Origin of the sequence: Bradyrhizobium sp. SZCCHNR1015 (genome assembly GCF_032489875.1) — a bacterium.
Taxonomy (GTDB): domain Bacteria; phylum Pseudomonadota; class Alphaproteobacteria; order Rhizobiales; family Xanthobacteraceae; genus Bradyrhizobium.
In genome coordinates this window covers 84,897-105,013 of sequence record NZ_JAUEYW010000017.1, presented here as the reverse complement: position 1 = coordinate 105,013, position 20,117 = coordinate 84,897, and the positions used below count along the sequence as shown (strand labels likewise).

Sequence of the window (20,117 nt, the reverse complement as noted above, 5' to 3'; positions counted from 1 at the left end):
GGCGCCCTACCCGTTCATGCCCTGCGCTCGCGCTGCCCGGTCTCCGGCATCAAGAGCGCGATCAAGAGAAGACCTGTCAGCGCCACGCCTGACAGACCCATGAATGCAGTGGCGCTGCCGTAGCGGTCGCTGGCGAAGCCGGCGACCACGGTGGACAGCGATCCGCCGATCCCGGATGCCGTCCCGACAATTCCCTGCGCCAGATTGAAATGTCCGCTGCCGAAGGCGACGTCGGCCACCGTCAGCGGAATCATGACGGCGAACACGGCCGCCGTGACGCCGTCGAAGATCTGCACCGCCACCAGCACGTAGGGATCGTGCACGACCGCGAACAGCGCGCCGCGCGTCGCGAGCGCGGCAAACCCCAGCATCAGCAGCGGCCTGCGGCCCCATTGCTGCGCGACCGCGCCGACCGAAGGCGAGGTCAGCGCCACGATCGCCTGCGGCACCACGATGCAGAACGCGATCAGCATCGGCGCCCACTCGCTCGATTTCGTCGTCACCACGCCGGCCATCAGCGGCAGCATCGCCGCATTGGCGAGCTGCAGCAGGAACACGCCGAGCGCGAACACGAGTAGCGCGCGCTGGCGCAGCAGGCCGAGCAGGTTCGACAGCCGCGCGACCTCCTTGTCCTCGTGATCGGCCTGGCCGTGCGCCCGCGCGACGTCGATCTCGCGCTCGCGGATGCGCGACAGCGCGATCAGCGTCGGAAAGGCGAGAATGAAGGTGACCAGGAACACGGCGCGGCTGGACAGCAGATAGCCGCAGGTGCCCATCACAGCCGCAGCCACGCCGTTGCCGAGCGACGCGAATCGCGCATTGCGGCCGAGCCGCTCCGCCATGCCGCGCGGCCCGACCAGGCCGAGGCTGATCGCCGCGATCGCAGGTCCGAGCACGCAGCTCGCCGCCGCATGCAGCGTCGCGGCACCCGCGACCACGGGAAAGATCGGCCAAGCGGCATAGGCGAGCGCGCAGCAGCCGATGGTCGCGATGGCAAGACCGGCGACGCGGCGCTCGGACCGGGCCGCATCGATGATCGCGCCGCCCGGCATCTGCCCGATCAGCCCGACGATGCCGCCGATCGACAGCACCAGGCCGATCTGGGCCTGCGTCCATTTCTGCGTCGTCAGATAGACCGCGATGAAGGGACCGAAGCCGGTCTGCACATCGGCCAGGAAGAAGATGAACCAGTCCAGCCCGCGCAGGCTCTGCCGCGACGGCGCAGGTCTCGCAGTCGTCGGGCCATGATCCTGCCCGGCATCCGGACGCGCGCCCGCCTCTGCCGCGCCGTCAGGCTCGGGCTCCCGGTCAGGTGATCTCGACGGCCGTGCAATCGGCATGGCTTTCTATTCTCAACTCATGAGGCTGACGGGACAGAACATCCCCCACCGTGTTCCGCTGCACGCGCAGGCCGGACCGGCAATCTCACGCATCAACTCAATGATCGAAATCCCAGGGTGACAGCTTGCCGGACGCGCCGAGCACGACGACGGGCTTGTCCTCCTTGTATTCGGGCGCGGCCTTCACCTGCTCCTTGGTAAGGTCGAGCGTGACCTGGTCGCTCTTCTCCGCGATGTGCTTGAAGTCGAGCGCGGTCCAGTCGACCACGATCTTGCGGCTGCCGACGCCGAGGAAGCCGCCGAAATCGATCACCGCGGCGCGCACCGTTCCGGTGGGATCGACGATGACATCGACGATGTGGCCCATGTCCTCGTCGGTCGAGCTGCGCACGTCGCGGCCGAGCACGCCATGCGCATCGCGCGCGCCGAGGATCGTGACCGAGGGCGGCGGTGCCGGCTCCTTCGCGGGCGCCGCTGCGTCCCTGGCAGTCGGTGTCGGCGACGGCTGCTGCGCATGCCCATCGCCTGCATACGGACCGATCAGCAGCGGCAGCATGACGAGGCAACTGCGAGCAGCCCGGCGAAGAGTGTGTTTCAGCGTCATCATTGCGCGAGCACCAGCGAGACCTGGATCTGACCGCGCCGCCGCAGCACCTCCATCGAGATATCCTCGCCATGGCGGCGAATGCGCAGGTCGATCGTCGAGCTGCCGAGCCGGAGATCGCGCAGCACAACCCAGTCGAGGAAAGGCGGCAGCCGCGGATTGCGCAGACGGATCTGGCCGCGCTCGGCGTCGAACTCGAGTCCGAGGGCCGCTTCGAGCAAGGTGAACGGCGTCGCGCTGGCCCAGGCCTGCGGCGCGCAGGCCACCGGATAGAGCGTCGGGCCGCGATGCTTCTCCCGCCGGAAGCCGCAGAACAGCTCCGGCAGCCGGCGCAGATCCATGTAGGACGCCGCTTCGAACAGGCCGCCGAACACCTGCTCAACCGCATGCTTGAGGCCATAGCGCGACAGGCCGAGCGCAATCAGCGCGTTGTCATGCGGCCAGATCGATCCATCGTGATAGGACATCGGATTGTAGCGCGCTTCGCCGCAGGCCACGGTGCGGATGCCCCAGCCCGAGAAGAAATGCGGCCGCAGCAGGTCAGCGGCGAGCTTGCGGGCGCGGTCCTCGCGCACCATGCCGCTGAACAGGAGCTGCCCCGCGTTGGACGTCCGCACCCGGCACGGCTGCTTGTGGCCGTCGAGCGCCAGCGCATAGGTGTTCAGATCCTCGCACCAGAAGGCGTCCTCGAACCGTTCCGCGAGACGGGCGGCCTCGGCCTGGAGCCGGTCCGCCATCTCGGCCTTGCCGAGCCGACGGGCGCAACGCGCCGCCAGCTGCTTGCCGGCAAAGACATAGCCCTGCACCTCCGCAAGCGCGATGTAACCTTCCGCGAGGCGGCCGTCGGCATGGAACACCGCGTCGTAGGAATCCTTCCAGCCCTGGTTGGCGAGGCCCTGCTCGGAGGCGCGCTGATATTCGACGAAGCCGTCGCGATCCGGATCGCCGGGTCCGTCGATCCAGCGCAACGCCAGCTCGATCGCCGGCCAAAGCTCGCGCAGGGTGTCGATGTCGCCGGTGCGCTCGATGTAGAGGCCGGCGAGCAGCACGAACAGCGGGGTGGAGTCGACGCTGCCGTAGTAGCAGGCGAACGGCACCTCGCGCAGCGCCGCCATCTCGCCGCCGCGCATCTCGTGCAGGATCTTGCCGGGCTCGGCATCGGCCAGCGGATCAGTCGTGCGCGCCTGATGCACCGCGAGCCGGCGCAGCACGCCGCGGGCGATGCGCGGATCGACCCACAGCATCTGCATCGCCGTGATCAGCCCGTCGCGGCCGAACGTCGTCGAGTACCAGGGAATGCCGGCATACGGATAACGTCCTTCCGGCGTGTCGGTCATCAGGATGTTGAGGTCGGCCGCCGCCTGGCACAGCACCTCGTTGAGGATGTCGTTGGAGGTCTCGATGGTGGTGGCACCGTGCGTGCAGCGGCGCATCTCGCGCCGATGGGCGAGCAGGCTCCGAAAGAAGCGCCCCGGCCGCTCGCCGGCCTTGGCGTTGCACATCACGGCCACGAACAGGGACGCAGATTCCTGCGGCGCAAGATCGAAATGATAGGTCGCGACATTGGTGGTGAGACTGGTCGGACGCGGATCGAAGCTCATATCCGTGGTGCGTGTGACATTGTCCAGCCCACGATAGTGAAGCACGACCTCGCCTGGATCGACCAGCCGGCTCGAGCCGACCCCGCGGCGGGGCCGCACCGAGCCCCGCACCTCGAACAGGTCGGCAAAATCGTTGTCGAACGTGAGCTTGAGATCGAAGCTGGCGTGGCGATCACCATGGTTCTGCAGCCCGATGCGCTGATAGGCCGTGCCATGCCAGAGAAAGATCGTCCGCACGATGTGCAGCATGTCCTTCGGCAGCACCAGGCGGCCCTGGCTGTAGATGTCGGGATTGGTGAGATCGACGGTCAGCGCGGAGTTGTCGTCACGCAGGCTCGAGCCGAGCAGCAGGGGCTGAACGTCGTCCAGCGTCAATTCGAGGCGCGCGAGATAGCGCGTATCGGCGTTGAAGAGACCGTCCGGTCCGCCGGCCGAGGCGCCGATGTCGCCATGGCCGTCGAGGACGATGAACGTATCGTCATGCTTGAGCGAGCGCCGCGGCCGTGCCGCCGGCCCCGTCATGGGAATGTAGAACGGCTGCTCGGCAGGCTCGTCCGTCCGGGTGATCAACGACAGTGTGCTTGCGACTTCGGCGGACATGTTGGCCTCATGCGATATTGAAGTGCCCGGACAACCGAGAGTGCACGTTCTCGACGCGATCCGACGCAACGATCAGGCGGCGAACTTGGCGAGCCGGTTCATCTCCTGGGTCACGAGGTCCCGATAAGGGCCCTCGTCCTGCATCAGCCGGTCGGGCGCGCCGTCCTCGATGATCCTGCCCGATTTCAGCACCACCACGCGGTCAAAATTCCGCAAGGTCGCGAGGCGGTGCGCGATCGCGATGACGGTGCGGCCGCGCATCAGGCGGCTCAGCGCCTCACGGATGGCCTCCTCGGACTCGCTGTCGAGCGCCGCCGTCGCCTCGTCGAGCAGCAGGATCGGCGCATCCTTGAGGAAGGCCCGCGCGATCGCGATGCGCTGGCGCTGCCCGCCCGACAGCTTGACGCCGCGATCGCCGACCATCGTCTGCAACCCTTCCGGCAGCGTCTCGACGAAGTCGCAGCGCGCCGCGATCGCCGCCCGCAGCACCTCGTCGTCGGTCGCACTCGGACGTCCGTAGCGGATGTTCTCCAGGATGGAGCGATGGAACAGCGAGATGTCCTGCGGCACCACCGAGATCGCCTCACGCAGGCTCTGCTGGGTGACCTTGGCGATGTCCTGGCCGTCGATCGTGATGTGACCGGCTTGCGGATCATAGAACCGTTGCAGCAGCGTGAACAGGCTCGACTTGCCGCCGCCGGACTGACCGACCAGGCCGACGCGCTGGCCGGGCTGCAGCCGCAGCGTGAAATTCTCGAACAGCTTGTGGCCGCCCGGATAGTGGAAGGTGATGTTGTCGAACGCGATCGCCGCGCCGCTCTTGACCAGCGGCTCGGCCTCGGGGTGATCGCGCAGCTCGTGCGGCTGCAACAGGGTCGCGATCGCCTCGCTCATGCGCGCCACATGCTGGGTGACGTCGACCAGCGCGACCGCGAGATCGCGCGTCGCGTTGAGAATGCAAAGGCCGAGCGTGCAGACCAGCACGACGTCGCCGGTCGTCGCCCCGCCCCGCTGCCACAGCGAAATCGCCCAGGCCATGAGCGCGACCGTCAGCACGATCGTCACCGTGGCGTGCAGAATGCGCAGCTTCTCGAGGTAGCGGAGACTGCGCCCCCGCGCCTCGAGCTCCCTGTCGATGGTCGCGTCGAACCGGTCGTGCTCGTGGCGCAGGCCGCAGAAGGCGCGCACCAGCGGCATGTTCGAGATCACGTCGACCATCTCGCCGTCGACCATCGCAGCCTTGTCGGCGAAATCGTCGTGCAGCGGCTTGCCGGCGGCGGCCAGACGGAACATCGCCACCACCATCATGGCCGCGATCAGCAGCAGGCCGATCGCCATCGGGCCGCTCACGGTTCCGATCAGGCAGATGGCCGCGACCGTGGCGAGGCATGGCGGCAGCACGTTCCACATGAACATGTTCTCGACGGTGAACACCGCGTTCGACGTGGCCGTGATCCGGCTCGACAACATTCCCGGCAGGCGATCGCCGAAATAGCTCGGCGCATGCCCAGTGAGATGACGGAAGATGTCGCGCCGAAGATCTCCGGTCACGCGCACGAAGGTGGAGCTCGCGATCCAGCTCGCGACGCGCCAGAGAATGTTGTCGGTCGCAATCAGCGCCATCAGCAGCACGAACGCGGTCCAGACATTGCTGTCACGCGACGGCCCGGAGGAGAGAGCGTCGACCAGCGACTTCACACCATATTGCGTGCCCACCGAGCAGGCAACTGCACCGACGACGGACAGCAGAATAATGAGATGCGCTGCAGGGCGCCTCATGAGATAGCGCAACACGAAAGGAAAGGGCCGGTGCGCGTAGCCTGAAAGCTGATCCATGATCTTCCCATTGAGATGAGCGCGTCGTTGCGACACCTGTTGCGGCGAGTTGAACGATGAACAGTTTGTCCGGTTCCTTGCGCTGCCGCGCTGCAACCCTGCCCTTCGACAATGACGGCCGCAGCGTTGAGGATCAGGGATGGCATCAATGAGACGGCGAGGAACACGTTGTGTCGAAGAAAGAGTGATCAGCGCAAGGGAACTTCGCACATGCGACAACGTTCCCGCTTCGGCAGTGCCGGTGCCATTCGGTAGGGGGCTTCATCCATGATCACGAATAGGAGACGACGAGATGCGCATTGCGCAGGTAGCTCCATTGACGGAGGCTGTGCCTCCGAAGCTCTACGGCGGCACTGAGCGGGTCGTTCATTGGTTGACCGAGGAGCTCGTGGCCCTCGGACACGACGTCACCCTGTTCGCCAGCGGCGATTCGCAGACATCGGCGAAACTCTCTCCGACATGGCCGAAGGCTCTGCGCCTCGACGGCTCGGTAAGGGATCCGAACGCGCTTCACATGGTGATGCTCGAAAACGTACGGCAGCAATGCGACGACGAACAGTTCGACATCCTGCACTTCCATCTCGATTACTACCCGTTCTCCCTGTTCCACCGGCAACCCACCCCCTTCCTCACAACCCTGCACGGCCGGCTCGACCTGCCGGAGCATCAGCCGGTATTTTCGGTCTTCAAGGATGTTCCCGTCGTCTCGATCTCGGACTCGCAGCGCCGACCGGTGCCGAATGCGAACTGGGTGCGCACCGTGCTGCATGGGCTTCCCGAACGGCTGCTGATGCCCAAGCCTGTGACGCCGAGCTATCTGGCCGTGCTCGGACGCATCGCCCCGGAAAAGGGAGTCGACCGCGCCATCAAGATCGCGATGCGCTGTGGGATTCCGCTGAAGATCGCCGCCAAGGTCGACCGCGCCGACCAAGATTACTACGACCAGCTGATCCATCCCCTGATCAAGGACAATCCCTTGGTCGACTATATCGGGGAGATCGGCGACCACGAGAAACCGGAATTCCTGTCCGGCGCGCTCGGCCTGCTGTTGCCGATCGATTGGCCGGAGCCGTTCGGCCTGGTGATGATCGAATCGATGGCCTGCGGCACGCCCGTGATCGCCTACAATCGCGGCTCGGTTCCCGAGGTGATCGACGACGGCGTGACCGGCTTCGTCGTCGAGGACGAGCTGAGCGCGGTCGCGGCGGTCAATCGCCTGTCCGGCCTGAGCCGCGCCCGCGTGCGCGAGCAGTTCGAACGCCGCTTCACCGCACGCCGCATGGCGCTCGACTATCTCGCGGCGTATCGCAGCCTGATCGAGATGGCGGAGCCGCGCATCCGTCTCGTCAGCAGCGCTGAATAAGTAGATCGAATCCGAGACCGGGCACTGAGCTGCCCGGCCTCCTGATCATCTCAGCTGATAGCAGCCCACTCCGGCGAACATGCGCTGGAACTCGTCCATCGGCGACATCAGAGCACGTGGTCGACCGCCTCGTCGATGACGGCATACACCGCCTCGAGGTCGCCAGAGGTGACGCAGTATGGCGGCATGACGTAGATGGTATGGCCGAGCGGACGCAGCAGCACGTCGTTGTCGCGGAAAAAGGCCTGCAGCCTGGGACCGACCTCGGCGAGGTAGCCGGGCTCGTCGGCATGGAGATCGAGCGCCGTGATGGTGCCGCAACGCCGCAGCGCGGAAATTCGCTCGTCGTAACGCAAGCGGTCGAGGCAGCGCTGCTGCGCGGCCGCGACGGCGGCGATCCGGGCCCGCGTCTGCGGCTGCCGCCATAGCTCGAGATTGGCGCTGGCCGCCGCGCAGGCAATGGGATTGGCCGTGTAGGAGCTGGAGTGAAAGAACGTGCGGGCGCGGTCGGTCGAATAGTGCGCCTCGTAGATCGCCGGACTGCACAGCGTCACCGCAAGCGGCATCGCGCCTCCGGTCAGTCCTTTGGCGTAGCAGGCGATGTCGGGCGCGATGTCCGCCTGCTCGCAGGCGAACAGCGTGCCGGTGCGGCCCCAGCCGGTCATGACCTCGTCGGCGATGAAAAGCACGCCGAACGCCTTGCAGATCCGGTGCATCTCGCGCAGCACCGCGGCCGGATACATCAGCATGCCGCCGGCGCCGAGCACCAGCGGCTCGACGATGAAGGCGGCCGGCCGGTCGCTCTCACACAGCGCAGCGAGCGCGTCCAAAGTTGCCTGTTCCCTGCCCGGCGACGGAAACGGGATGACGGCAACGTCGAACAGCAGCGGCTCATAGGCGGCGTTGAACACGCCGCGCGCGCCGACCGACATCGCACCGATGGTGTCGCCGTGATAGGAATGCTGCATCACCACGATGCGCGAGCGCGGCTCGCCGATGTTCCTGAAATAGCCGAGCGCCATCTTCAGCGCGACCTCGACGCTGGTGGCGCCACTGTCGGAGAAGAACACGTGCGCAAGGCTCGGCGGCACCAGCGCGAGCAGCCCCGCGGCAACCTGCTCGGCCGGCTCATGGCTGTGACCGGCGAAGATCACCTGATCCAGCCGCTCGGCCTGGTCCTGAATCGCGCGCACGATAGGCGGATGGCAATGGCCGTGCGTGACCACCCACCACGACGCGATCGCATCGATGATCCGCCGGCCGTCGGCGGTGAAGAGATAGGCGCCCTCGCCGCGCGCGACCGGCGTCATCTCGGGCTGGAGCGCATGCTGCGTGAAGGGATGCCAGATCGGCGAGGTTGCCTTGCGCATCATGGTTCGAAATCCCTGCGCTGGAATTGCGTGGCGAACACGTACTGCAGCGATCGCGCCGTGAGCGGCGTGATCCAGGGCAGCCGGCCCAGGCGCTTCACCTCCCCGAGCCGGCAGATCGTCTCCTCATTGTCGGCATGGCCGTCGCCGATGAAGGCGATGCCGAGCACGCCGATGCGGCGGCTGCGCAGCGCCGCCAGCGACAGCAGCGAGTGATTGATGGTGCCGAGGCTGGTGCGCGCGCAGAGCACGACCGGCAATTGCCATCGCGCGAAGACATCGAGATAGAGCGTCTGGGAATCGAGCGGCACCATGACCCCGCCGGCCCCCTCGATCACGACAGGCCGGCCGACGGACTGCGGAGGACGCAGGCTGAGCGGATCGATGCTGACGCCTGCGAGGCGGGCCGCGCGATGCGGCGAGGCCGGCTCCGGCAAACGATAGGCTTCGGGCAGCACGCGATCGTCGCCAAGCTCGGCGAGCCGCTGGACACGGCAGGAGTCCGTCTCCTCGGCAAGGCCGGCCTGGACCGGTTTCCAATAGCAGGCCCCCAGCAGCGCCGTGAGGCCGGCCGCGAACACCGTCTTGCCGATCCCGGTATCGGTGCCGGTGACCACGATGCGTGGCGTCATGCCCGCGGCCTCCCGATCTCGTCGGCGAGCGCATCGAGCAGCATGGCAATTGCTGCTTCGTCGACATTCAAGGTCAGCGACAGCCTGAGCCGCGCCGTGCCCGGCGGCACCGTCGGCGGCCGGATGCCGCGGACGTCGAAGCCTCGCGCCTGCAGCGCGGCAGCCAGGCTCATCGCGCGCGCATTGTCGCCGACCACGCAGGGAATGATCTGCGACGGCGACCAGCTTTCACCGAAGCGCGCGTCGATCGCGCGATGGGCGAAGCCAACGAGCTGCGCCAGCCGCTGCTGCCGCTCCGGCTCGTCGCGCAAGATCGCAAGCGCCTCGAGCACCGCCACCGCCATCAGCGGCGACGGCGCGGTGCTGAAGACGAAGGGCCGGCAGCGATTGATCAGCGTGTCGCACAGCACGCCGCTCGCGGTGACCAGCGCGCCGGCCGCGCCCAACGCCTTGCCGCAGGTGTGAACGGTGACGACGCTCTCGCGTCCCTCATAGGCTGCGGCAAGGCCGCGGCCCTGCGCGCCGTGGACCCCGGTCGCGTGGGCCTCGTCGATCAGCAGAAAGGCATCGTGTCGCTCGGCGATCGCCATCAAATCCACCAGCGGCGCGAGGTCGCCGTCCATGCTGTAGAGGCTTTCGACGACGATCCAGGGCTGGCCGACACCGCCGTCCCTGCGCCAGGTCAGGATCGCGTCCTCGGCCGACTGCGCGTTGTTGTGGATGAATTGGCACGTCTCGGCGCGACCGGCACGCGCGCCCTCATGGGTGCTCGCATGAACGAGCGCATCGAGCACCAGCAGGTCGTCGCGTTGCGGCAATGTGGTGAGCACGGCGAAATTCGCCATGTAGCCGGAGCCGAAGAACAGCGCGCGCTCGGCACCGAAGAAGCGCGCGGCCTGCGCCTCGAGCCGTTCGTGCTCATCGCAATTGCCGCGCAGCAGGCGCGAGCCGCCGGCGCCGACCGGCGTGCCGGCCTCCATGGCCGCGGCGACGGCGCGCTTGATGCGCGGCGCCTGCGCCAGTCCGAGATAGTCGTTGGAGGAGAAATCGAGACCGGCCGGTGGAGTGAGCTGCCGCAACCGGTCATCGGCCGCGAGCCTCTGCAGGCCGTCGGAATAGATCGCCAACCTGTCGGACAGCATGGACATGGCTCCGCTCTGTTTCGGTCAGCCGCGGGCGTGGACCGGCACGACCAGGCAGTTCCGTGGGCGCGGTCGCGCCGAACTCGCGATGAGGTTCGAATCAGGCCGGGGACGATGCGTCTGCGCTTTCGCTGGCGGCGGCCGGTGCGACCGGACGCGCCGACAGCGACGAGGTCATGCCGAGCCGCGCGAGCAGATCGGCGTCGCGCTGCGCCTGGGGGTTGGCCGTGGTCAGCAGCACGTCGCCGATGAAGATCGAATTGGCGCCGGCGAGCAGGCACAGGCTCTGCAGCTCGTCGCTCATGTACTGCCGGCCCGCCGACAGCCGCACCACGCTCCGGGGCATCAGGATGCGCGCGACCGCGATCAATCGCACCAGCGCAATCGGATCGGGCCGCGTGGCCGTCTCGTGGACCGGCACGCCCCTCACCTCGTTCCACATGTTGATCGGCACGCTGTCGGGATGCTCGGCGAGGTTGGCGAGCAGCACCAGCATGCCGAGCCGGTCGTCGATCTCCTCGCCCATGCCGATGATGCCGCCGCAGCACACCTTGATGCCGGCCTCGCGCACATGCGCGAGCGTATCGATGCGGTCCTGCAGCGTGCGCGTGGTGATGATGCGGTCGTAGAACTCGGGCGAGGTGTCGACATTGTGGTTGTAGAAGTCGAGCCCGGCCTCTCTCAGCCGCTGCGCCTGCGGCGGCGTCAGCATGCCCAGAGTCACGCAGGTCTCCATGCCTAGATCCTTCACCGCGCTGACCATGTCGCAGACCTGATCGAGGTCGCGGTCCTTGGGACTGCGCCAGGCGGCGGCCATGCAGAAGCGCTCGGCTCCCGCTGCCTTCGCGCGCCGTGCGGTGGCGACCACCGCATCGCGATCCATCAGCTTCGTCGCCTTGAGACCGGTGTCGTAATGCGCGCTCTGCGAGCAGTAGCCGCAATCCTCCGGGCAGCCGCCGGTCTTGATGCTGAGCAGGCTCGCGGTCTCCACGCGGGTGGGATCGAACTGCCGGCGATGCGCCGACTGCGCCAGGAACATCAGATCCGGAAATGGCAGGCCGTAGAGCGCCTCGGCGTCGTCCCGGGTCCAGTCGTGACGGACGGCAGCGTCGTTGTCGGGGCGATCGGACAAGCTGCTTGGAACGGGCATTTCGACACCTCACGCGGATTATAGATTTTCAAAGATATTATCTATGAAAATCCGTATTAAAGCACCGTAGGGCACAGCGGCTTTCCTCGCATCGGTTTTTTCGATAGATAATCTATCGCCATGCAGGACGAGAATCTCACCACGGCCCACCGCATCGCCGAGGCCATCACCGAACGGATCGTCAGTGGCGCGCTCCCCCCGGATGCGCCGCTGCGGCAGGACCACGTCGCGCGCGAGTTCAAATCCAGCCACGTGCCGGTGCGCGAGGCATTTCGGCAGCTCGAGGCGCTGTATCTCGTGGTCGCGGCACCGCGGCGCGGCGTGCGGGTGGCGCCGCTCGATGCGAAGTCGACCAGGGAGATCGTCGAGATGCGCGTCGCGCTCGAGGTGATCGCGCTGCGCAATGCCGCGCCGCGCTACACGCCGACGCATCTCGCCGCGATCGAGCTCGCGCTGATCGAGGCCGACAATGCCGAGACCATCCAGGAATTCGAGACCGCGAACCGCGCCTTCCACCGCGCGCTGGTCGCGCCCTGCGCGATGCCGCGGCTGCTGGCGAGCCTCGACGGATTGCGCCTGGCGAATTCACGGCTGGTGCTGGCGATGGCCCGCAATGCCGGCTGGCGTCCGCGCACCAACCAGGATCACCGGCTGATCCTGCAGGCCCTGCGCGCCCGCCAGATCGGCCACGCCTGCGAGCTCCTGACGCGGCACAACCAGACGATCGAACGGCTGGCAAGGCCGGGCGTGTAGCCAGCTTCGACCCGTTCCTTGCGACCGGGCGCATACCGCCATGCGCCCGCGACGGCTGGGGCGCTCGCCTGCTCCCGTGTACATGCTGATCCGGACGCGCCCCGCGAACCGAAGGTCTCCAAAGGTCTCATGTCCGACCGCCACCACGCTTCGAAGCTCGCCGGCGACGGCACCACCGATGGCCTGCCGCCCGGCAAGCGGCCCTGGGCCATCGCCGCGATCTTCACGGCGCTGTCGATGGCCTCGCTCGACGTCGCCATCGCCAACATCGCGCTGCCGTCGATCTCGGCCGATCTCCACGTCTCCCCGGCCGAGGTGGTCTGGGTGGTCAACATCTATCAGATCGCCTTGGTCGCGACTTTGCTGCCGCTCGGCGCGCTCGGCGAGATCGTCGGCCATCAGCGCATCTATCTCGGCGGCCTCCTGCTGTTCACGCTGGCCTCGGTCGGCTGCGCGCTGGCGTGGTCGCTGCCGACGCTGGTGATCGCCCGCGCGCTGCAGGGCCTCGGCGCCAGCGGCATCATGAGCGTCAACACCGCGCTGGTGCGCTACGTCTATCCCGGCAAGATGCTGGGACGCGGCCTCGGCCACAATGCGCTGGTGGTCGGCATTTCCTTCACCTTCGGCCCGACGATCGCGTCCGCCATTCTCTCGCTCGGCTCCTGGCCGTGGCTGTTTGCGATCAACCTGCCGTTCGGCCTGATCGCGATCGCGATCGGCATGAGGATGCTGCCACGGACGCCGCGCGCCGAGCACGGCTTCGACTTTCTCGGCGCCGCCCTCGCTGCGCTCTGCCTCGGCCTGTTCATCACCGGCATCGGCAGCGCCGCGCACGGCGCGACGCCGGCCATGGTGGTAGCCGAACTGGTCGCAGCGCTCGTGCTCGGCGTCATCCTGGCCCGCCGCCAGGCCGACCACCCGGCGCCGATGCTGCCGATCGACCTGTTCCGCCGCGGCGTGTTCGCGCTGTCGGCCGCGACCGCGGTGTGCTCGTTCTCGGTGCAGGGCCTCGGCTTCGTGTCGCTGCCGTTCTATTTCGAGGACATTCTCCAGCGCTCGCAGGTCGAGACCGGGTTCTTCATGACGCCCTGGCCGCTCGCAGTCACGATCATGGCGCCGATCGCCGGCCGGCTGTCGGACCGTTTTCCCGCCGGCCTGCTCGGCGGCATCGGCCTGGTGATGCTCGGCTCCGGCATGGCGCTGCTCGCCATGTTGCCGGAGAACCCGAGCATCGCGAACATCGTCTGGCGCATGCTGATCTGCGGCATCGGGTTCGGCTTCTTCCAGGCGCCGAATATGAAGGCCATCATGTCAAGCGCCCCGCCGCACCGCAGCGGCGGCGCCAGCGGCATCGTCGCCACGGCCCGGTTGACCGGCCAGACCACCGGCGCGGCGCTCGCCGCCTTGTGCTTCAGCCTTGCGGGGCACCAAGGAGCCACCCTTGCCTTGGCCCTCGGCGCCGGTTTCGCCGCGCTCGGCAGCGTGATGAGCTTCCTGCGGCTTGCCGTCGCTCCGCCGCGCGGCCCATGAGCCGACGCAACTACAAGCCGGGCCCATCACAAATCCTGCGCGCGGCAAACGCATATTCTTGATTTGAAGGATGCAAACGTTCGCGCCACAGTGCCGCCCTCTGTTCAACTGGCGCGTTGAACGAAAGGGATCTGCGATGGCAAACCTCACGATCAACGGACAATCCTATACCCTGGACGTCGAGCCCGACTGGCCGCTGCTGTGGGCGATCCGCGAGAACGCCGGACTGACCGGCACCAAATATGGCTGCGGCATTGCACAATGCGGCGCCTGCACCGTGCATCTCGACGGCGCGGCCGTGCGCTCCTGTGGCGTCACCGTCTCCGAGGCCCTGGGCAAGCAGATCACCACCATCGAGGGGCTCGCGAGCGACAACGGGCTGCACAAGGTGCAGCAGGCCTGGGTGGAGAACGACGTTCCGCAATGCGGCTACTGCCAGAGCGGCATGATCATGGCCGTCGCGGCGCTGCTCAAGGACAATCCGAAGCCGAGCGATCAGGACATCAACGACGCCGTCACCAACATCTGCCGTTGTGGAACCTTCGCGCAGGTGCGCGAGGCGATCCACGCCGCCGCCAACGCCTGAGGAGGACGGCATGAACCAGCATGTGACGCCGCGCCTCGACCGCCGGTCCTTCGTCATCGGCACCGCCGCGCTCGGCGGCGGCCTCGCCCTCGGCCTCGACCTTCCCTTCGGCGGGCCGCAGATCGTGCGCGCCGCGGATGGCTCGCCCGAGGTCAACGCCTGGGTCGTGATCCGCCCCGACGACACCGTGGTGATCCGCATCGCCCGCTCGGAGATGGGCCAGGGCTCGCTGACCGGTCTGGCCCAGCTCGTCGCCGAGGAATTGGCTTGCGACTGGAGCAAGGTCACGACCGAATATCCGACGCCGGGCCAGAACGTCGCGCGCAAGCGGGTGTGGGGCGATTTCTCCACCGGCGGCAGCCGCGGCATCCGCGCGTCGCAGGACTACGTCCGCAAGGGCGGCGCCGCCGCGCGGATGATGCTGATCCAGGCCGCCGCCGACGAGTGGAAGGTGCCGGTGGCCGAATGCACGGCTGCGAATAGCGTCATCACCCACAAGGCCTCGGGCCGGACCACGACCTACGGCAAGGTGGCCGAGGCCGCCGCGAAGCTGACGCCGCCAGCCGACGTGAAGCTGAAGGATCCCAAGGACTGGACCCTGATCGGCAAGGGCGTGAGACGGCTTGACACCGCCGACAAGGTCACCGGCGCGATGATCTACGGCGCCGACATGAAGCTGCCGAACATGCTCAACGCCGCGATCAAGGGCTGTCCGGTCACCGGCGGCAAGCTGAAGAGCTATGACGAGGCCAAGATCGCCGGCATGAAGGGCGTCAAGAAGGTGGTCGCGATCGACGGCACCGCCGTGGCCGTGGTCGCCGACACCTGGTGGCACGCCAAGACCGCGCTCGATGCGCTGCCGATCGTGTGGGACGAAGGCGAGAACGCCAAGGTCTCCTCGGCCTCGATCGCCAAATGGCTCGCGGAAGGATTGGAGTCCGGCCCCGCCTTCGTCGGCAACGAGAACGGTGACGCCAAGGCGGCGCTGGCAAGCGCGGTGAAGAAGGTCGAGGCTACCTACAACTATCCCTATCAGAACCACGCCACCATGGAGCCGATGAACGCCACCGCGCTCTACACGCCCGAGCGATGCGAGGTGTGGTGCGGCACGCAGAACGGCGAGGCGGCGTTCGCCGCAGTGCTGGAAGCCTCAGGGCTGCCCGCCGACAAATGCGAGGTGCACAAGCTGATCCTCGGCGGCGGCTTCGGCCGGCGCGGCCAGACCGACTATGTCCGCCAGGCGGTGAAGATCGCCAAGGAGATGCCGGGCACGCCGATCAAGCTGTTGTGGTCGCGCGAGGAGGACATGACGCATGGCCGCTATCACCCGATCACGCAGTGCAAGCTGACCGGCGGCTTCGACGCCGACAACAATCTGACGGCGCTGCACATGCGCATCTCCGGCCAGTCGATCCTGTTCAGCCTGCGGCCCGACGCGCTGGTCAACGGCAAGGATCCCGCGACCTTCCAGGGGCTGGCGCCATCGGGCGAGGCGACGATCGGCTACTCCGTGCCGAACCTGCTGATCGAGCATTCGATGCGCAACCCGCACATCAATCCGGGCTTCTGGCGCGGCGTCAACGTGAACCAGAACGCGATCTATCTCGAATGCTTCATGGACGAGCTCGCCGATGCGGCCGGCCAGGACCCGCTGGAGTTCCGCCGGAAGCTGATGGCCGACCATCCCAAGCATCTCGCGGTGCTGAACGCGGTCGCGGAGAAGATCGGCTGGGGCACCCCGGCGCCGGACGGCGTGTACCGTGGCCTCGCTCAGCTGCACGGCTATGGTAGCTACGTCGCGGGCGCCGCCGAGATCTCGGTGATCGACGGCAGCAAGATCAAGATCCACCGCATCGTCGCCTCGACCGATCCCGGCTATGTCGTCAACCCGGCGCAGGTGGAGCGGCAGATCGCCGGCTCGTTCGTCTACGGCCTGTCGGCGCTGTTCTACGGCGGCTGCACCGTGAAGGACGGGCGCATCGTCGAGACCAATTTCGACAGCTACAACTCGATGCGCATCGCCGAGATGCCGAAGGTGGACGCGATCATGATCCCGAGCGGCGGCTTCTGGGGCGGCGTCGGCGAGCCGACCATCGGCGTCGCCGCGCCGGCGGTGCTGAATGCGTATTTCGCCGCCACCGGAAAGCGCATCCGCTCGGTGCCGCTGCGCGACCAGAACATCACCTTCGCATGATCTGTGTGGCGGCAGCCGTTGGGAACAATGGCCGCCGACATGCTATTCTGAATGGATGAGAGTGAGCCAGCGCACCCGCAGAGAGGTCGGCGGCCTGATCGCGGCGGGCGCAGCCCTGCTCGCCGCGCCGGCGGTGCTGCGCGCGCAGACGACGGCGCGCGTGATCATCATCGGCGGCGGTTTTGGTGGCGCGAGCTGCGCCCGCGCCCTGCGCCAGGCCGACGCGAAGCTTGACGTCACGCTTGTGGAGACCAACAAGACATTCACCTCGTGCCCCCTGAGCAACGAGGTCATTGCCGGCCTGCGCGATATCACAGCGCAGCAGTTCGGCTACGACAAGGTCGCCGCCGAAGGCGTGCGCGTCGTGCTACAGGCGGCCACCGCCATCGATGCGGCTGCACACAAGGTGGCGCTCGCCGACGGCGCCACGCTGGCCTATGACCGCCTGGTGCTGGCACCCGGCATCGATCTCGATTTCACGGCCCTGCAAGGCTACGACGAGGCTGCCTCGACGGTCATGCCGCATGCCTACAAGGCCGGCGAACAGACGCTGCTGCTGCGGACGCAGGTCGAGACGATGCCGGATGGCGGCACGGTCGCGATCGCCGTCCCCGCTAATCCGTCGCGCTGCCCGCCGGCGCCTTACGAGCGCGCCAGCCTGATCGCGCATTATCTCAAGGCGCACAAGCCGAAGTCGAAGGTGCTGATCCTCGATGCCAAGGACAGCTTCTCGCAGCAGAAGCTGTTCGAGCAGGCGTGGCAGCAGCTCTACCCCGGCATGATCGAGCGCATTCCGCTGTCGCAGGGCGGCCGCGTCACCGGCGTCGAGATCGCCACGCGCACCGTGGTCACCGAGTTCGGCAACTACAATCCCGATGTGACCAACATCATCCCGCCGCAGAAGGCGGGCCGCATTGCCGCGCTTGCCGGTGCGGCCGACCGCACCGGTTGGTGCCCGATCGATGCCGCGACCTTCGCCTCGAAGCTCGCCCCCGACGTCCATGTCATCGGCGACGCCTGTCTCGGCGGCGGCATCCCGAAATCGGCCGGCGCGGCGCGGGCGCAGGGCCAGACGTGCGCGGCGGTGATCGCGCGCGACCTGACCGGACGGCAGTCCGATACGCCGCCGCTCACCGGCATCTGCTACAGCCTGGTGGCGCCGAACTACGCGTTCTCGCTGGCAGGCGTGTATCAACCCAAGGCGGATCTGTTCGCCGAAGTGGAAGGTGGCAAGACAAGCCCGATCGACGCCCCCCAGGCCACGCGCGCGGCTGAGGCAGAGGCGACAATGGCTTGGTTCAAGGCGCTGACCCATGATGCGTTCGGCTAGCCGGTTCATCGCGATCCTCATCATCGCCCTGCCCGCGACCGCCGCCGCGCAGCAGCTCGCGCCGTATCCGATCAGCGGCGACGGCATCGCGCAATCGCTCACCGGCCAGCCCGGCGACGCCGCGCGCGGCCGTGCGCTCGTTCTCGCACGCAGCTCGACCTGCATCCTCTGCCATTCCGGCCCGTTCCCGGAAGCGCGCTTCCAGGGCGATCTCGCGCCCAGCCTTGCCGGCGCCGGCAGCCGTTCGACGATCCCGCAGCTCCGCTTGCGGCTGGTCGATGCCTCCAGGCTCAATCCGGCAACGATCATGCCGTCCTACTATCGCATTGACGGACTGACCCGTGTCGGTTCCGCCTGGCGCGACAAGCCGATCCTGTCGGCGGAGCAGATCGAAGACATCGTCGCCTATCTCGCGACCTTGCGCGAGTGAGCCCATATGACCGGCATGTTCGAACGATCCCACATCTCGCGCCGCCATTTGCTGCAACTGGCGGGAACGCTCACCGCGGCCAGCGCGCTGCCGCTGATCACGGTCCGGCCGGCGCAGGCGACGCCGGCGATGCTGGCGTCCGCCATCCGCAACCTCGTCGGCGAGGCCAAGGTGACGGTCGGCAAGGTCCGGCTCGACATCCCGCCGCTGGTGGAGAACGGCAACACCGTGCCCATGACGGTCAGCGTCGATCACCCGATGACGCCTGACAATTTCGTCAAGAGCATCCACGTCTTCAACGAGAAGAACCCGCAGCCCAACGTCGCCAGTTTCCACCTGACGGCGAGCGCCGGCCGCGCCCAGGTCACGACGCGCATCCGGCTCGCCGACACCCAGAAGGTCGTGGCGATCGCAAAGCTCTCCGACGACTCGTTCTGGTCGGCGAGCGTCGACGTCATCGTGACCTTGGCCGCCTGCACCGAGGAGATGCCGTGATGCCTGCCGCCCTCGTCAACGTTCCCGCCAAGGCCAGGCGCGGCGCCATCATCGAGATCAAGACGCTGATGAGCCACGTCATGGAGCCGGGCTATCGCCATACGGCCGCAGGCGAGGCCATCCCGCGCGACATCATCACCAGCTTCACCTGCAGGTTCAATGGCGCCGAGATCTTCCGCGCCGACCTCTATCCGGCCATCGCCGCCAATCCGTTCCTGTCGTTCTTCACCACGGCGACCGAGAGCGGCCGCTTCGCCTTCGAGTGGATCGGCGACAACGGCTTCGTCGCTACCGCCGCGGCGACGATCACGGTCGACTGATGCGGCCGGCGCTTCTCACTGTCATGACGATGATCGCCCTGACCTTGCCCGTGCTGGCCGGCGAGATTGCAGAGTCCGCGCGCCGCTCCGGCTATGACTTCATGTCGTCGGACACCAAGGCGATGCAGGACGACGACACCGCCAATCCAGCGATGCTGTCGGTGCTCGACGGCGAGGCGCTGTGGACGACGAAGGCAGGCACGGCCAACAAGGCGTGCGGCGATTGTCACGGCGCGGTCGATGTCAGCATGAAGGGCGTCGCTGCGCGCTATCCCGCCTTCAATGCCGCGAGCGGTGTGCCGGTCGATCTCGGCCAGCGCGTCAATCTCTGCCGCAGGCAGCATCAGGAGGCCGCGCCGTTCGCAGCAGAGAGCCGCGAGCTGCTGGCGCTGACGGCGCTGATCGCGAAGCAATCGCGCGGGATGCCGATCACCGCCGGTAACGACCCGCGGCTGGCGTCCTCGATCGCACGCGGCCGCGACTTGTTCTTTCAGCGCCAGGGCCAGCTCAATCTCGCCTGCGCCAACTGCCACGACGATAATTGGGACAGGCATCTCGCGGGCTCATCGATCACACAGGGACAGCCGACCGGCTATCCGATCTATCGCCTGGAATGGCAGGGCATGGGCTCGCTGCAGCGCCGCCTCCGCGGCTGCATGACCGGCGTGCGCGCGCAAGCCTTCGACTTCGACGCGCCGGACATGATCGCACTCGAGCTCTATCTGATGTCGCGGGCACGCGGCATGACGATGGACGCGCCGGCCGTGCGACCGTGAACGTGGGGCACCATCGGTGCGCTCCCTCTTCCCATTCGTCACGGGGCCGCAACGAGCTTTGCTCG

Annotated in this window: 18 protein-coding genes; 10 read left to right on the top strand and 8 right to left on the bottom strand. The window is 67.3% G+C overall.

Annotated elements, in window-relative coordinates:
• Nucleotides 1-14: 14 nt before the first annotated feature.
• The 4 genes from QX128_RS27295 to QX128_RS27280 form a co-directional block, all read right to left on the bottom strand.
• A complete protein-coding gene (locus tag QX128_RS27295) occupies nucleotides 15-1,340 on the bottom strand; it encodes an MFS transporter (RefSeq protein WP_316239025.1) in 1,326 nt (441 codons plus the stop codon).
• A 97-nt stretch (nucleotides 1,341-1,437) separates the two neighbouring features.
• The gene (locus QX128_RS27290; RefSeq protein WP_316218388.1) at nucleotides 1,438-1,896 is read right to left on the bottom strand and encodes a PRC-barrel domain-containing protein; all 459 of its coding nucleotides are present in this window, start codon (nucleotides 1,894-1,896) and stop codon (nucleotides 1,438-1,440) included.
• A 47-nt stretch (nucleotides 1,897-1,943) separates the two neighbouring features.
• Nucleotides 1,944-4,145, bottom strand: a complete 2,202-nt coding sequence (locus tag QX128_RS27285) for an amylo-alpha-1,6-glucosidase (protein ID WP_316183538.1) — start codon at nucleotides 4,143-4,145, stop codon at nucleotides 1,944-1,946.
• Nucleotides 4,146-4,217: 72 nt separating this feature from the next.
• The gene (locus QX128_RS27280; protein WP_315802488.1) at nucleotides 4,218-5,981 is read right to left on the bottom strand and encodes an ABC transporter ATP-binding protein; all 1,764 of its coding nucleotides are present in this window, start codon (nucleotides 5,979-5,981) and stop codon (nucleotides 4,218-4,220) included.
• Nucleotides 5,982-6,273: 292 nt separating this feature from the next.
• Here QX128_RS27280 and QX128_RS27275 point away from each other — a divergent pair, with 292 nt between their 5' ends.
• Entirely contained in the window at nucleotides 6,274-7,344 is a 1,071-nt protein-coding gene (locus QX128_RS27275) for a glycosyltransferase family 4 protein (RefSeq protein ID WP_316239024.1), read from the top strand.
• Between the two features lie 107 nt (nucleotides 7,345-7,451).
• On the opposite strand, the gene QX128_RS27270 is transcribed toward QX128_RS27275, so the two are convergent.
• The 4 genes from QX128_RS27270 to bioB form a co-directional block, all read right to left on the bottom strand.
• Nucleotides 7,452-8,717, bottom strand: coding sequence for an adenosylmethionine--8-amino-7-oxononanoate transaminase (locus QX128_RS27270; protein WP_316239023.1), 1,266 nt, complete (start codon nucleotides 8,715-8,717; stop codon nucleotides 7,452-7,454).
• Entirely contained in the window at nucleotides 8,714-9,346 is a 633-nt protein-coding gene (gene bioD / locus QX128_RS27265; RefSeq protein WP_316239022.1) for a dethiobiotin synthase, read from the bottom strand. The genes QX128_RS27270 and bioD overlap by 4 nt, the downstream gene beginning before the upstream one ends.
• On the bottom strand, nucleotides 9,343-10,488 hold the full coding sequence (locus QX128_RS27260; protein ID WP_410053188.1) for an 8-amino-7-oxononanoate synthase: 1,146 nt from the start codon (nucleotides 10,486-10,488) through the stop codon (nucleotides 9,343-9,345). The genes bioD and QX128_RS27260 overlap by 4 nt, the downstream gene beginning before the upstream one ends.
• A gap of 100 nt (nucleotides 10,489-10,588) precedes the next feature.
• Nucleotides 10,589-11,638: a biotin synthase BioB gene (bioB, locus tag QX128_RS27255; protein ID WP_316239020.1), complete on the bottom strand. Its 1,050-nt coding sequence runs from the start codon at nucleotides 11,636-11,638 to the stop codon at nucleotides 10,589-10,591.
• A 120-nt stretch (nucleotides 11,639-11,758) separates the two neighbouring features.
• On the opposite strand from bioB, the gene QX128_RS27250 reads away from it, so the two are divergent.
• From QX128_RS27250 to soxA, 9 genes are all read left to right on the top strand, one after another.
• Nucleotides 11,759-12,391, top strand: coding sequence for a GntR family transcriptional regulator (locus QX128_RS27250; RefSeq protein ID WP_315802482.1), 633 nt, complete (start codon nucleotides 11,759-11,761; stop codon nucleotides 12,389-12,391).
• 129 nt (nucleotides 12,392-12,520) lie between these two features.
• Nucleotides 12,521-13,921 (top strand): MFS transporter, encoded by a 1,401-nt coding sequence (locus QX128_RS27245; RefSeq protein WP_316218354.1) that lies wholly within the window; start codon nucleotides 12,521-12,523, stop codon nucleotides 13,919-13,921.
• A gap of 136 nt (nucleotides 13,922-14,057) precedes the next feature.
• Complete coding sequence (locus tag QX128_RS27240; RefSeq protein ID WP_316239019.1) at nucleotides 14,058-14,507, top strand: (2Fe-2S)-binding protein; 450 nt, start codon at nucleotides 14,058-14,060, stop codon at nucleotides 14,505-14,507.
• 10 nt (nucleotides 14,508-14,517) lie between these two features.
• On the top strand, nucleotides 14,518-16,701 hold the full coding sequence (locus tag QX128_RS27235) for a xanthine dehydrogenase family protein molybdopterin-binding subunit (protein ID WP_316239018.1): 2,184 nt from the start codon (nucleotides 14,518-14,520) through the stop codon (nucleotides 16,699-16,701).
• Between the two features lie 61 nt (nucleotides 16,702-16,762).
• The gene (locus QX128_RS27230; RefSeq protein WP_410053185.1) at nucleotides 16,763-18,031 is read left to right on the top strand and encodes an FCSD flavin-binding domain-containing protein; all 1,269 of its coding nucleotides are present in this window, start codon (nucleotides 16,763-16,765) and stop codon (nucleotides 18,029-18,031) included.
• On the top strand, nucleotides 18,015-18,461 hold the full coding sequence (gene soxX, locus QX128_RS27225) for a sulfur oxidation c-type cytochrome SoxX (RefSeq protein ID WP_316239016.1): 447 nt from the start codon (nucleotides 18,015-18,017) through the stop codon (nucleotides 18,459-18,461). Before QX128_RS27230 ends, soxX begins: the two co-directional genes overlap by 17 nt.
• Before the next feature lie 6 nt (nucleotides 18,462-18,467).
• Nucleotides 18,468-18,956: a SoxY-related AACIE arm protein gene (locus QX128_RS27220; protein WP_316239015.1), complete on the top strand. Its 489-nt coding sequence runs from the start codon at nucleotides 18,468-18,470 to the stop codon at nucleotides 18,954-18,956.
• Nucleotides 18,956-19,276 carry a thiosulfate oxidation carrier complex protein SoxZ gene (gene soxZ / locus QX128_RS27215; RefSeq protein WP_316239014.1) on the top strand — a complete coding sequence of 107 codons (321 nt, stop codon included), beginning with the start codon at nucleotides 18,956-18,958 and terminating at the stop codon, nucleotides 19,274-19,276. Before QX128_RS27220 ends, soxZ begins: the two co-directional genes overlap by 1 nt.
• A gap of 23 nt (nucleotides 19,277-19,299) precedes the next feature.
• Nucleotides 19,300-20,052 carry a sulfur oxidation c-type cytochrome SoxA gene (soxA, locus tag QX128_RS27210; RefSeq protein ID WP_410051458.1) on the top strand — a complete coding sequence of 251 codons (753 nt, stop codon included), beginning with the start codon at nucleotides 19,300-19,302 and terminating at the stop codon, nucleotides 20,050-20,052.
• Nucleotides 20,053-20,117: the final 65 nt, after the last annotated feature.

Excerpts from the sequence above, each read along its gene's own strand:
- QX128_RS27295 (WP_316239025.1), bottom strand. The coding sequence starts at position 1,340 with ATGCCGATTGCACGGCCGTCGAGATCACCTGACCGGGAGCCCGAGCCT.
- QX128_RS27290 (WP_316218388.1), bottom strand. The coding sequence starts at position 1,896 with ATGCTGCCGCTGCTGATCGGTCCGTATGCAGGCGATGGGCATGCGCAG.
- QX128_RS27285 (WP_316183538.1), bottom strand. The coding sequence starts at position 4,145 with ATGTCCGCCGAAGTCGCAAGCACACTGTCGTTGATCACCCGGACGGAC.
- QX128_RS27280 (WP_315802488.1), bottom strand. The coding sequence starts at position 5,981 with ATGGATCAGCTTTCAGGCTACGCGCACCGGCCCTTTCCTTTCGTGTTG.
- QX128_RS27275 (WP_316239024.1), top strand. The coding sequence starts at position 6,274 with ATGCGCATTGCGCAGGTAGCTCCATTGACGGAGGCTGTGCCTCCGAAG.
- QX128_RS27270 (WP_316239023.1), bottom strand. The coding sequence starts at position 8,717 with ATGATGCGCAAGGCAACCTCGCCGATCTGGCATCCCTTCACGCAGCAT.
- bioD (WP_316239022.1), bottom strand. The coding sequence starts at position 9,346 with ATGACGCCACGCATCGTGGTCACCGGCACCGATACCGGGATCGGCAAG.
- QX128_RS27260 (WP_410053188.1), bottom strand. The coding sequence starts at position 10,488 with ATGCTGTCCGACAGGTTGGCGATCTATTCCGACGGCCTGCAGAGGCTC.
- bioB (WP_316239020.1), bottom strand. The coding sequence starts at position 11,638 with ATGCCCGTTCCAAGCAGCTTGTCCGATCGCCCCGACAACGACGCTGCC.
- QX128_RS27250 (WP_315802482.1), top strand. The coding sequence starts at position 11,759 with ATGCAGGACGAGAATCTCACCACGGCCCACCGCATCGCCGAGGCCATC.
- QX128_RS27245 (WP_316218354.1), top strand. The coding sequence starts at position 12,521 with ATGTCCGACCGCCACCACGCTTCGAAGCTCGCCGGCGACGGCACCACC.
- QX128_RS27240 (WP_316239019.1), top strand. The coding sequence starts at position 14,058 with ATGGCAAACCTCACGATCAACGGACAATCCTATACCCTGGACGTCGAG.
- QX128_RS27235 (WP_316239018.1), top strand. The coding sequence starts at position 14,518 with ATGAACCAGCATGTGACGCCGCGCCTCGACCGCCGGTCCTTCGTCATC.
- soxX (WP_316239016.1), top strand. The coding sequence starts at position 18,015 with ATGATGCGTTCGGCTAGCCGGTTCATCGCGATCCTCATCATCGCCCTG.
- QX128_RS27220 (WP_316239015.1), top strand. The coding sequence starts at position 18,468 with ATGACCGGCATGTTCGAACGATCCCACATCTCGCGCCGCCATTTGCTG.
- soxZ (WP_316239014.1), top strand. The coding sequence starts at position 18,956 with ATGCCTGCCGCCCTCGTCAACGTTCCCGCCAAGGCCAGGCGCGGCGCC.
- soxA (WP_410051458.1), top strand. The coding sequence starts at position 19,300 with ATGACGATGATCGCCCTGACCTTGCCCGTGCTGGCCGGCGAGATTGCA.